Source organism: Streptomyces sp. NPDC055955 (genome assembly GCF_042270245.1).
Classification (GTDB): Bacteria; Actinomycetota; Actinomycetes; order Streptomycetales; family Streptomycetaceae; genus Streptomyces.
The window spans coordinates 184,998-197,104 of the sequence record NZ_JBHJYS010000002.1 but is presented as its reverse complement, the minus strand read 5'-3'; the positions used below and the strand labels follow the sequence as shown (position 1 = coordinate 197,104).

Here is a 12,107-nt window from a genome sequence, read left to right as displayed (position 1 = left end):
GCGGGCCCGGGGGGGGTGTCGCGCGCCCGGCGCTCTGCCCCCCCCGGCCCCCCCCCGCGGCCCCCCCCGCCCCCCCCCCCCCCCCCGGGGGGGGGGGGGGGGCCCCCCCCCCCCCCCCCCACGGCCCTGTCGGTGACGGCGCCCGCGGCCCGATCGCCCGGGCCGCAGGCTCGGTTCAGCCGTCGTGCGTCAGCGTGAAGCGGTGGGTGCCCGCGGTGAGACCGGAGAGCGTCACGCGGCCGGAGCCCAGGCGGACCCCGGACGCCGCGGATCCGCCGTCCCGCCAGAGCGTCCGCCCGCCCGAGCGCACCGTCGCGCCCCGGCCGTCCGTGGGCAGCGCGACGACCCCCCGAGTGCCCCGCGGCGCACGCACGGTCAACGTGAACGTGCCGCCCTCACGCTCCCACTCCACACCCAACGGCCCATGAGGCGTGGGAAGTTCGCCCCGGGCCCAGCGCACCGATCCGGTGAAGGGACGCACCTCCCAGGCGGCGTACCCCGGCGACATCGGCTTCGCGCCGAGCAGCTGATGGGTGAGCGCGGGCAGTACCCCCGTGGACCACCCGTGCGCCATGCTCGTGTAGGCGCCCTCGTACAGCGAGCCGTTCGGACCGATGCCCTCCCAGTGCGTGATACCGGGGTCGTGGCTCTCCATCCACCCGTAGGTCCGCTTGATCTGGTCGATCGCCGAGTCGGCGAGGCCGCTCTCGAAGCGCGCCACGAACTCCGGGTACGAGGTGAAGGCGTACACCCGCTGGGAGGCGCCACCGAAGAGGGTGTCGTTGTCCATGAAGGCGTTGCCGTACCGGCGTTTCGTCGTCGCGTCCAGATGGGCGAGCGCCGACGCCGCCCGCTCCGCGTCCGCGACGCCCGACGTGACGGCGATCGCGTTGCCGTCCTGCGCGTGCCGGACGGCGCCGGTCGCGGAGTCCAGATAGGCGCCCGCCGCCTCGTCCCACAGATGCGTGTTGACCGCCTGGGCGACCTTGTCCGCCCGCTCCCGCCACCGCCCCGCGTCCGCGTCATGACCCACGTGCTCCGCGATGCGGGCCGCGTCCCTCAGGGCCTGCACGTAGTTGGCGTTGTAGTACGTGATCCGGCCCGTGCGCCCGAGGAAAGCGTAATCCCCGTACCCCGACGTGCCGTTGAGGCCCTTGCTCAGCAGGCCCGCGTCGTCCGTCACGCTCGGGTACCACGTGTCGAGGACCTTGACGAGCTGCGGGTAGTAGCGCTCGGCGTAGTCCTTGTCGCCGGTGTACAGGACGTAGTCCCAGCTGCACGTCACCCACCACAGCGGGTAGTCGAACAGGGGGAGCGTGTACTGGTTGATGGAGGCCGGGGGGATCCAGCCGTCGGCCCGCTGGTGCTCGGCGAGGTCCGCCAGCACGTTCCGCGCGGCCTCGGCCGCGTCGTCGTGCGTGAGGTAGAGGGTGCGCCCCGCCACCGCCACGTCTCCGACGTACGGATCCCGGTCACGCTTGGCGCCGTCGTGCAGGACGAGCTTCCCGTCGAGCGACGCGCTGAAGGCGCCGCGCGGGTCCACGTCGTCCTCGCGGAAGGTGTCGACGACCAGCTCGTTCGTGTACGAGGCGCCGTACCAGTAGCGGTTCAGCTCCTCGTCGGAGCACAGGAACCAGCCGCGGTACGACTCCGGTGTGCCCAGATACGCCGTGAAGTCGAGCGACACCGCGTCCACGGCGACGGTCCCCCACGGCTGCGCGGCGGGCGCGTCGGACGGGAGCGCGTCCAGCGTGATCTTGAGATAGCGGAAGCCGTGCAGGCCGTCCGAGTACACCTTGTCGCCGCCCGAGGCGTAGCCCTTCTTGTCCGTCCACGTGGCGCCGCCCGCCGGCACGGCGTACTGGTCCGTTCCCTTCGAGGCGCCGCCCGCCTGGTCGTTGCGGGTGAAGTCGGAGCGGTCGGTGAGGAACTGGAGCGTCTCGGAGAAGGCGAGGCGCACGCCGGGGCGGTTGCCGGACGCCGAGGCGAAGGCGATTTTCGGGTAGCCGACGACGACCTTGCCGAAGTCGATCGTCACGCTCGGTGCCACGACCGGATCCACGGCCTCGGGCCAGACCTCGTTGATCCGCGTGAACACGCCCTGCCCGAGGTCCTGGGCCGAGGTGACCGTGATCCGCACCCGCGCCGTGGACACCGGCGCGTCGAAGCGAACGGCGCGCTGCACCACGCTGTTGCCGGTGACAGTGGCGACCTTCCGCCAGTCCGAGTCCACCCAGGCGTCCACCGTGAAGTCCGTGGGAACGCCGTCCGTGTCGGACACCACCGTCAGGCCCGAGAGCGTGAGCGCTCCGGGCGCCGTCACCGTCAGGGTGTCGGGGAAGGTCCGCTCGGTGTCGTCGTTCCAGAAGGTGTCGAGGTCGCCGTCGACGGCGTGCTGCGCGTCGTACGTGCGCGGTCGGCCGTCGCCCCCGTTGTTGCCGGCGTGGGTGGTGGAGCCCTCCGCGGTGGTGCCGTCGGGCCAGCGCGGTGGCGCGGAAGGCTCGGGGCGGCGCAGGACGGTCACCCGGCCACCGGGTTTGAGGAGGGCGTCGGGACGCGTCACGTCACCGGCCGACCGGACGATCCGCACCGGCCGCACCGTGCGGCCGGACGGCGCCTGGACGTAGCGGTGCCAGGCCGCGTCCGGGACCTGCCCGGCGGCCGGGCCCCGAACCGGTGTGGCTGCCGCGGCCGTTCCCGCGCCCAGGAGGGGCAGCCCGGCCGCGGCCAGCACCGCCCCGCCCACACCCGCTCCGAGCACGGCGCGCCGGTCGGGCCCCTGTGCTGTCTTCACGTCATCCGTCACGTCTGTGTGCCTCCGTCTGCCCGCGCCCGGGCGGGGCAGGGGTGAATCGATTGATGCATGGGCTCATCTCGGCCTCGTGGCCCGTCAGTGGGAGAAGTGGTGGGTGCCGGACGCCGCGGCGAAGACGGCGCAGCCGTCGTCCATGCGAAGGAACTTCGCTGCCCCGTGGGCCACTCGGGAAGCGTCGGACGCGGGGATCCACACCTCGGCGGTCGTGTTGGCCGGCACGGTGAGCGTGAGCCGGAAGCCGCCCGAGTCCACCGACCATGTGGTGCTGATCGGCCCCTGGACGGAGTCGTAGCGCGCCTGTGCCCGTGTGATCCCGCCCCCGGGCCGTGGCCGCACGAGAATCTTGCGGAAGCCCGGCTCGGCCGGCGCGATACCGGCGATGTTCGCGTACATCCACTCGCCGACCGAGCCGTACGCGTAGTGGTTGAACGAGTTCATCCCGGCGTCCTGGAAACTGCCGTCCGGCTTGATGGAGTCCCAGCGCTCCCACATCGTCGTCGCGCCCTTGTCGATCTGGTAGCCCCAGCTGGGGAAGGACCGCTGGATGAGGAGGCGGTAGGCGACGTCGGTGTGACCGGTCGCGGTGAGGACCGGCAGCAGGCGCGGAGTGCCGAGGAACCCTGTCGACAAGTGCCAGTCCTTGGCCTTGATGAGAGCGACGAGCCGGTCGGCGGCAGGTCCCCGGTCCGCCTCTGCCAGCAGGTCCATCGACAGCGCCAGCACGTACGCGGTCTGCGTGTCGCCCTTCACCTTGCCGCCGTCCGAGACGTACGCCGCGCGGAAGGCGTCGCGCACACTGCCGAACAGCGACGTGTACGGCGCCGGGTCCTTGCCCAGCGCCTTCGCCGCCCGGGCCACGAGGTCGGCGGCGTGGGCGAAGTAGGCCGTTCCGATGACGTCCTTGGGCGTCTCGTCCTGGAGGTTGAGCCAGTCCCCGAAGCCCTCGGCCGGGCGCAGGAAACCGCTGCTGTGCTTCTCCAGGTAGTCGAGCCACTTCAGCATCGACGGCCACGACTCCTCGAGGACGCGGGTGTCGCCGTACGCCTGGTAGAGGGCCCACGGCACGGTCACGCCCGCGTCGCCCCAGCCCGCGACACCGTCGCCGACGCCGGGCATGTCGGGGGCCACGTTCGTGAACGCGCCTTCGTCGCTCTGGCCGTCGCGCAGGTCGCCGAGCCACTTGGTGAGGAAGCGGGCCGACTCCATGTTGTAGGCGGCCGTCGGCGCGAAGACGTTGATGTCGCCGGTCCAGCCGAGCCGCTCGTCGCGCGCCGGGGTGTCGGTGGGGATCGAGACGAAGTTGCCGCGCTGCCCCCAGGTGATGTTCCGGTGCAGCTGGTTGAGCATCGGCACGTTCGTCGAGAAGTCCATCGTGAAGGGCGCCGACGTGTGGATGACCCGCCCCACGACGGCGCTGAGCGGCGGCCTGCCGGGGTATCCGGTCACCTCCACGTAGCGGAAGCCGTGGAAGGTGAAGCGCGGCTCGTACGTCTCCTTGCCACCGCCCTTGAGGGTGTACGTGTCGGTGGCCTTCGCCGTCCGGAGGTTGGCGGTGTAGATGGTGCCGTCCGGGTCGAGGACCTCGGCGTGCCGCAGCCGTACGGTGGTGCCGGCCTTCCCGGCGACGGTGAGGCGGACCGCGCCGACCATGTTCTGGCCGAGGTCGTAGACGAACACGCCGGGCTTCGGCTCGGTCATCTTCCGTGCGGGCAGCTCGCGTTCGAGGCGCGTGGGGCCGCCCGCCTCGGCCACCAGGGCGGCGCTCACCTTGTCGACGGCGGTGGCCGCGACCCAGCGGGAGTCGTCGAACCCGGCGCGCGTCCAGCCGTCGGTCTCCAGGCGTGCGTCGTACGCCTCGCCCGCCATCAGGTCGGCCTCGGTGACGGGCCCGGTCGAGGCGCGCCAGTCGGTGCCGGACAGCACTCGCTCGGTCGATCCGTCGGTGTACGTGACCTCCAGCTGGGCCAGGAACGCGGGCCGGTCGCCGTACTGGTGCGGACCGAACCAGGCGATGTTCCCGGCGTACCAGCCGGCGGCGACCGTCGCCCCGATCGCGTTGGCCCCGGACTTCACCAGTTCGGTCACGTCGTACGTCTGGTACTGCACGCGCTTGCGGTAGTCCGTCCAGCCCGGCGCGAGCCGGTCCTCGCCGACCCGCTCGCCGTTGATGTGGGCCTCGTACAGGCCGAGGGCCGACGCGTACAGGCGGGCCCGCGCGACCGACCGGCCCTTGAGCCGGAACTCGTGGCGCAGTTGGGCGGCGGGGGCGTGCGAGGGCGCGACCTTGCCCCAGGGGCCTGAACCCCACTTGGCGAGGACCTTCGCCGCTTTCCACGCAGTGTCGTCGAATCCGGCCGACTTCCAGTCGCCGGCGGGCTCCTGGTCGGCGGCCTTCCAGTCGGCGCCGGTGACGAAGGTCTTCACCCCGTCGGCCGTCGTCAGCTCCAGGAGGCCGAGCAGGCCGGCGGGGCTGTCCGTGGCATTGACGGCCGAGACGGCCAACGTGGCGGCACCGGGGCGGAGTTGGGCGGTGACGTCGACGACGGCCGGGCGGCGCCAGTTCTCGGCCGGGCCGTCCGGGTCGGCGTGCGCCACCTCGGTTCCGTTCACGTACGCGGTGTAGCCGTCGTCGGCGGTCATCACCAGGCGGGCCCGGGTGAGGCCTTCCGGGATGTCGGCACGGCCGCGGAACCAGCGGGTTCCCGCCGGGGCGCCGGTGGCCGGGTCGCCCTCGGGGAACCAGATCCAGGAGGCGTCGTCGAGCGCGGGCGCCCCGATCAGCGCCGCGGGCGCGCCGATCCAGCGGGCGGACCAATCGGAGGCGGCGGTCAGGCCGGTCTCCCACCAGGACGGTTCGCTCCAGTCCGAGGCGCGGCCCGCGGTGTCCCAGACCCGCACCGACCAGTGGTAGCGGGTGCGCGCGGCCAGGGCGGGGCCCGCGTAGGGGACGAGGGTGGATTCGGGGGACGTGACCTTGCCGCTGTCCCACACGTCGGGGTCGGTGAGGCGGCCCGGGGTGGTGGCGACCCGTATCTGATAGGCGCTCTGGGCCCGGCCCGGTTCGTCCGACTCCAGGGGCCAACTCAGCCTGGGGTGCGGCACGTCGAGGCCGAGCGGGTGGCTCACGTACTCGACGGTGGGTGCGCTCACGCGCACGGCCTTCGCGGCCCGAGCCCCTGCGGCGGTTCCCGAGACAGGGGCGGCCTGCGCGGCTCCCGGTGCGGCGGAGGCGATGGCCGTCCCCAGGGCGGCTGTCGCGGTCGTGCTGAGCAGTCGTCTTCTGCTGATCACACTCGGCTCCATGGCGACTCGGCTATGAATCGTTTCAGGGTGGGAAGCTAAAGTGGCGAAAGTGACCTGTCAAGGGTTTGTTGCAGCGCTTCAAAGGGTTCGGAGATTTCCAAGTCCTCACCATTGACGCCACAGTTGGTGCGGGGCTAGCTTCCGTGGAATCTGTTTGAAACCTTTCATAGTCAGCTCGGCAGACCCGATCGGTGTTTCCATGAGAGAGCCCCCCGTCCTGGGCCGTCGAGGGGCTCGACAAGTCCTTCGGTGCCGCGCGCCCTCCACGACATGTCACTCCAGCTGAACGCCGGTGAGGCGCACGCCCTCGCCGGAGAGGAGGGTGAGGGGAAGTCCACTCTCATCAGGACGCTCGCCGGGGTCCACCGGCCCGACGCCGGCACCGTGCTCATCGACGACGAGCCCGTCACCCTGCACAGACCCGCCGACGCCCGTGACACCGGGATCGCGGTCGTCTACCAGGAGCCCACGCTCTTTCTGAGGCCGCCGTTCCGAGAGCCCCCCGCCGCCCCCACAGCCACCAGCGCATTCACAGGTAATCTGAACCATTCCCTTCGCTCATCGCCCCATGGAGGTCCCCGCCCGATGGCCCAGTCGGTGGGTATCAAGGACGTCGCCCGCGCCGCCGGAGTCTCCGTCGGCACGGTCTCGAACGTCATCAACCGCCCGGACTCCGTCGCCGCCGACACCAGGGCCCGGGTGCTGTCCGCCATCGACCGGCTCGGCTACGTACGCAGCGAGTCGGCGCGCCAGCTGCGCGCAGGCCGCAGTCGCATCATGGGGCTGCTCGTCCTCGACATGGGCAACCCGTTCTTCGTGGACGTCGCGCGCGGTGCCGAGCGTGCCGCGCGCGAGGCCGGGCTCGGTGTCATGGTGTGCAACAGCGCGCAGGACCCCTCCGAGGAGGCCGAGTACCTCTCCCTGTTCGCCGAGCAGCGCGTGCGGGGCGTGCTCCTCACCCCGGCCGAGGCGAGCGGCCGCAACATCGAGAACTTCCGCCGGCACGGCATCCCGTTCGTCCTCGTCGACCGCGTCGCCGAGGGCACCTCGGAGTGCTCCGTGTCCGTGGACGACGTCACCGGCGGCGCGCTGGCCGTGCGCCACCTCGTCGACGCCGGACACCGCAGCATCGCCTACGTCAGCGGTCCCCCCGCGCTCAACCAGGTCAAGGACCGCCGCACCGGCGCCCTCCAGGCGCTGGCCGAGGCGGGCCTCCCCGCCGGAACGCTGCGCGAACTGCCCACGGAGCGGCTCGACGTCGCGGCGGGACGCGACGCCGGTGCCCGCCTGCTCGGCCTCGCCGATCGCCCCACCGCCGCGTTCTGCGCCAACGACCTGCTCGCCCTCGGCGTCCTCCAGGCGATGTACGCGGCCGGTGTACGCGTCCCCGAGGACATCGCGATCGTCGGTTACGACGACATCGAGTTCGCGTCGGCCGCCACCGTGCCCCTCACCTCGGTGCGCCAGCCCGCCGTCACCATGGGAGCCATGGCCGCCGAACTCCTCCTGGAGGAGACGGAACCCACGAGCGGCGAACCCCACCGGCACCGCAGGGTCGTCCTCCAGCCCGAGCTGGTCGTACGGGGGTCGAGTCTGGGCTCGCGCTGACATGTGCTGAACTGAGCGGACACCGCACACCGCATTCCGTACGCCGCCCAGGAGCTTCCTTGACGACCGCCACATACCGCCAGCCCGGTGTCGTCCTCACCGACCGCCGCTTCTCCGTGCCGCTCGACCACGACCACCCCGAGGGCGAGAGCATCGAGCTCTTCGCCCGCGAGGGGGTGGCCATCGGCAAGGAACACGCGGACCTGCCGTGGCTCCTCTACCTCCAGGGCGGCCCCGGATTCGGCGCCAACCGGTTCTCCGGCAAGCAGGCCTGGCTCGACCGGGCGCTCCAGGACCACCGGGTGCTCCTCCTCGACCAGCGCGGCACAGGCAGCTCCACCCCGGCCAACCGGCAGACGCTCCCGCTGCGCGGCGGCCCGCGCGAACAGGCCGACTACCTCGCGCACTTCCGAGCCGACTCGATCGTCCGCGACTGCGAGGCGATCCGCGGCGAGGTGACCGGCGGCGCCCCCTGGACCGTTCTCGGCCAGAGCTTCGGCGGCTTCTGCGCAACCCACTACCTGTCGACGGCCCCCGAGGGCCTCACCGCCGCTGTCATCACCGGCGGCCTGCCCACACTCGACGGCCACGCGGACGACGTCTACCGCGCCGCGTACCCCCGCATCGAACGCAAGGTCGCCGCCCACTACGCGCGCTACCCGCAGGACGTCGAGCGCGCCCGCCGCATCGCCGAGTACCTCGCCGAGCACGAGCCCGTACTCAACGGCGGCTACCGGCTGACCGTCGAGGCGTTCCAGTCCCTGGGCATCCTGCTCGGCGGTACCGGCGGCAGCGACCGCCTGCACTACCTCCTCGAGGACGCCTTCGTCCGCACGCCCGCCGGCGTCGAACTGTCCGACGCGTTCCAGGAGGACGTACAGGCCACGCTCTCCTACGCCGGACACCCGCTGTACGCGCTCGTGCACGAGGCCATCTACGGACAGGACGCCCGGCCCACGAACTGGTCGGCCGAGCGCGTACGCGGCGAGTTCCCCCAGTTCGACGCCGCGAAGACCCTCGCCGGTGACGGGCCCCTGCTCTTCACGGGCGAGTCCGTCCACCCGTGGATGTTCGACTGCGACCCGGCCCTGCGCCCCCTGCGCGAGACCGCGGAACTCCTCGCCGCCCGCACCGACTGGGCCCCGCTCTACGACCCCGCGCGCCTGGCGGCCAACGAGGTGCCGGCCGTCGCCGCCGTGTACCACGACGACATGTACGTCGACACGGCCCACGCCCTGCGCACGGCCCGCGCCGTCAAGGGCCTGCGCACGTGGGTCACCGACGAGTTCGAGCACGACGGCCTGCGGGCCGGAGCGCCGCGCGTCCTCGACCGGCTGCTCGCGATGGTGCGCGGAGACGTCTGAGAGACCCGGGGCGGGGGAGGCGAGACCGCCTTCCCCGCCCGGCGAACACCCCCGCATCGCGGACGGCGCCGCATTAGGGTGCGGCCATGACCGAGCCGAAGACCCAGACCACCGCCCCGGACCAGCTGCTGCCCATGCCCGAGGACTGGCGGCGCGCCCTCGCCGTCGTGGCGCACCCGGACGACCTCGAATACGGCTGTTCCGCGGCGATCGCCGGCTGGACCGACGGCGGACGCGACATCGCGTACGTCCTCGCCACCCGCGGAGAGGCGGGCATCGACACCCTCGAACCCGAGAAGTGCGGGCCCCTGCGCGAGCAGGAGCAGCGCGCGAGCGCCGCCGTCGTCGGCGTGGACACCGTCGAGTTCCTCGACCACAAGGACGGCGTCGTCGAGTACGGGACCGCGCTGCGCCGCGACATCGCCGCCGCGATCCGCAGGCACCGTCCCGAACTCGTCATCACGCTCAACCACCGTGACACCTGGGGCGGCGTCGCCTGGAACAGCCCCGACCATGTCGCCGTCGGGCGCGCCACCCTCGACGCGGCGGCGGACGCCGGCAATCGCTGGATCTTCCCCGAGCTGGTCGAGCAGGGACTCGATCCGTGGAACGGCGTGCGCTGGGTCGCCGTCGCGGGCTCGTCGTCGCCCACGCACGCGGTCGACGCGACGCACGGAATCGAACGGGCCGTGCGCTCCCTGCTCGAACACCGCACGTACATCGAGGTGTTGACGGACGAGGACCCCGAGGCCTACTGCCGCTCGTTCCTCACCGGCAACGTCCAGGCGGCCGCCGAGCGCTTCGGTGGCACACCGGCCGTACCGTTCGAACTCTTCAGTCGGTAGGGCCGGTCACCTACCCTGCGCTTTCTGATGATGCGTCAGAAATAGGGGAGTGGTGGCGGCATGATCGACACGACGAGCAACGAGCTTCCCGGCGAGGATGATGGCGAAGGCGGCAGGGAAGGCAGGGGCGAAGGCGGGGGTGACGGGGCGCGGCGGCTTCGGCTGCATGTCGAGGAGGGCGGTATCGGCGTCCTCACCCTGTGCCGGCCGGACAAGCTGAACGTCTGGAGCTGGGAGTCGAGCCGTCAACTCGGCCTGCTCGCCGACCGGATCCGCTTCGACGACACGATCCGGGTGGTGCTGCTGCGGGCCGAGGGGCGGGCCTTCTGCGCGGGCATCGACGTCAAGGCACCCGGCGGAGGGATCACCGGACGCTCCGGGTCCGAGCGCACGCGCAACTACTACGAGGGCATTCGCTGGGTCCACGAGCGGTTCCGCACGTTCGCCGGCCTGCCGCAGCCCGTCGTCGCGGCCGTGCAGGGCTACTGCCTCGGCGTCGGATTCGAGCTGGCGCTGATGGCCGATGTGCGGATCGCGGCCGACGACGCGGTGTTCGCGCTGCCGGAGACGCGGCTCGGGGTCGCCGTCGACGCGGGCGGCGATCTGCGGATCGCGCGCGAGGCGGGCGCGGGCTGGGCGAAGTTCCTCGCGCTGACGGGCCGCCGCATCGACGCGGAAACGGCGCACCGGCTGAACCTCGTCCAGCAGGTCACAGGAACGGGTGAGTTGGACGGGGCCGCTCACTCGGTCGCCGCGGAGATCGCGGCCAACGCGCCGCTCGCCGTGCAGTCCGTCAAGCGGGACATCGACGCCTTCGCGGACGCGGCCATGGGGGCCGCGCTGGACCGAGTGGCGATGAGCGCGGCGCTCACGCTCACGTCGGAGGACATCAAGGAGGGATACACGGCGACGGCGGAGCGGCGCGAGCCGCGGTTCGACGGGAAGTAGGGAGCGGAGGGTAGGGAAGGAGTGGGCGGAAAGCTGGGCTTGAGCGGGAAGTAGAGCATGGAGGGGAAGCAGGGCGTGGGAGAGGAAGAGGGCTTGAGGGCCGCCGCCCTTCACGGTCCCTCCCGGAACGGCCCCCTCCCCATCTGCTCCCGCACCGTCACCACGGGCGGGCTCACCAGTCCGCGACGCTGCCAGTTCGCCCCGTCCACGACGAGTGTGTGGCCGCTGATGAAGCGGGCGTAGGGGGAGGCGAGGAAGGTGGCGGCCCAGCCCAGCTCGCGGGGCGCGCCCACGCGCAGGGCGGGCTGCCGCGCGTCGTGATCGGCGCCCCCTCCAGGGCCCCCTTCGGAGCCGCCCCTCGCCAGGTTGGCGCGGATGTCCTCCGTCATGTCCTCGTGCGGCATGAGGCCCGGCACGAGCCCGTTGACCTGGATGCCGTACGGACCCCACTCCACGGCCAGCGTCTCCACCAGGTTCTTCACGCCCGCCTTGGCCGCCGCGCTGTGGGCGAAGCCGGGGCCGCCCGTCCACGCGTAGGAGGCGCCGACGGCGATCACCGAGCCTGGTGTGCCGGCCGCCAGGTGTCTGCGGCCGAACTCGCGCGTCATGTAGAAGGTGCCGTTGAGGGTGATGTCGACGACGGTGCGCCAGGCGTTCGGGCTCATGTCCTCCGCGGGTACGGGGAAGTTGGCGGCCGCGTTGTTGACCAGGATGTCGGGGGTCCGCCCGTGGGCCTCCTCCGCCGTGTCGAAGGCCTCGGCGATGAGGTCCGGGTCCCTGATGTCGCAGACGGCGGCCGTCACCGTGCCGCCGTCGCGGCTCACGCGGGCCAGTTCCTGCCGCGCGGCCTGCAGGTGTGTGGTCCTGCGGCTCGCGATCAGCACGTCCGCGCCGAGCCGCACGAACTCGGCGGCAATGGCCTTCCCGAGCCCGGTCCCGCCACCGGTGACCAGGACCAGGCTTCCCCGGTACGTCCCTCGAGGGAGCGCTGCCGTGCCGGCCGGGGGAGGGGTGGGCAGACCCCGCGGGGCCGTCTGGCGGGCGGGGCCGGTCGAGTCCGTCATGCCGTATCGATACAGGGTGGGCGCCGAAAGCTCCAGGCCTGCGACATCGCCCGCGGCGTCGTCGGGGACGAGCCCGCGACGGCGTGCGCGAAAAAGGGTCCCCAGCCTGTTCCCAGATATCAAAGCGACCGCTTAGTATGCGAGCGAGCCCGGCAAGACG

Annotated in this window: 7 protein-coding genes and 1 pseudogene; 5 read left to right on the top strand and 3 right to left on the bottom strand. The window is 72.2% G+C overall.

Annotated features, from left to right (window positions below):
• Positions 1-175: 175 nt before the first annotated feature.
• Positions 176-2,806 (bottom strand): alpha-L-rhamnosidase C-terminal domain-containing protein, encoded by a 2,631-nt coding sequence (locus ACFC96_RS04170; protein WP_376610102.1) that lies wholly within the window; start codon positions 2,804-2,806, stop codon positions 176-178.
• Between the two features lie 84 nt (positions 2,807-2,890).
• Complete coding sequence (locus ACFC96_RS04165) at positions 2,891-6,106, bottom strand: alpha-L-rhamnosidase (protein WP_376610100.1); 3,216 nt, start codon at positions 6,104-6,106, stop codon at positions 2,891-2,893.
• Positions 6,107-6,388: 282 nt separating this feature from the next.
• On the opposite strand from ACFC96_RS04165, the pseudogene ACFC96_RS04160 reads away from it, so the two are divergent.
• The 5 genes and pseudogenes from ACFC96_RS04160 to ACFC96_RS04140 all read left to right on the top strand — a co-directional run.
• Positions 6,389-6,607, top strand: a pseudogene (locus ACFC96_RS04160) (ATP-binding cassette domain-containing protein); the annotation flags it as partial.
• Positions 6,608-6,703: 96 nt separating this feature from the next.
• On the top strand, positions 6,704-7,726 hold the full coding sequence (locus tag ACFC96_RS04155; protein ID WP_376610527.1) for a LacI family DNA-binding transcriptional regulator: 1,023 nt from the start codon (positions 6,704-6,706) through the stop codon (positions 7,724-7,726).
• A 59-nt stretch (positions 7,727-7,785) separates the two neighbouring features.
• Complete coding sequence (locus ACFC96_RS04150) at positions 7,786-9,090, top strand: alpha/beta fold hydrolase (RefSeq protein ID WP_376610098.1); 1,305 nt, start codon at positions 7,786-7,788, stop codon at positions 9,088-9,090.
• An 86-nt stretch (positions 9,091-9,176) separates the two neighbouring features.
• The gene (locus ACFC96_RS04145) at positions 9,177-9,935 is read left to right on the top strand and encodes a PIG-L deacetylase family protein (protein ID WP_376610096.1); all 759 of its coding nucleotides are present in this window, start codon (positions 9,177-9,179) and stop codon (positions 9,933-9,935) included.
• A gap of 60 nt (positions 9,936-9,995) precedes the next feature.
• Positions 9,996-10,883 (top strand): enoyl-CoA hydratase/isomerase family protein, encoded by an 888-nt coding sequence (locus ACFC96_RS04140; protein WP_376610094.1) that lies wholly within the window; start codon positions 9,996-9,998, stop codon positions 10,881-10,883.
• A 110-nt stretch (positions 10,884-10,993) separates the two neighbouring features.
• Here ACFC96_RS04140 and ACFC96_RS04135 read toward each other — a convergent pair whose 3' ends face one another.
• Positions 10,994-11,947 carry an SDR family oxidoreductase gene (locus ACFC96_RS04135; RefSeq protein WP_376610092.1) on the bottom strand — a complete coding sequence of 318 codons (954 nt, stop codon included), beginning with the start codon at positions 11,945-11,947 and terminating at the stop codon, positions 10,994-10,996.
• Positions 11,948-12,107: the final 160 nt, after the last annotated feature.

Excerpts from the sequence above, each read along its gene's own strand:
- ACFC96_RS04155 (WP_376610527.1), top strand. The coding sequence starts at position 6,704 with ATGGCCCAGTCGGTGGGTATCAAGGACGTCGCCCGCGCCGCCGGAGTC.
- ACFC96_RS04135 (WP_376610092.1), bottom strand. The coding sequence starts at position 11,947 with ATGACGGACTCGACCGGCCCCGCCCGCCAGACGGCCCCGCGGGGTCTG.
- ACFC96_RS04145 (WP_376610096.1), top strand. The coding sequence starts at position 9,177 with ATGACCGAGCCGAAGACCCAGACCACCGCCCCGGACCAGCTGCTGCCC.
- ACFC96_RS04140 (WP_376610094.1), top strand. The coding sequence starts at position 9,996 with ATGATCGACACGACGAGCAACGAGCTTCCCGGCGAGGATGATGGCGAA.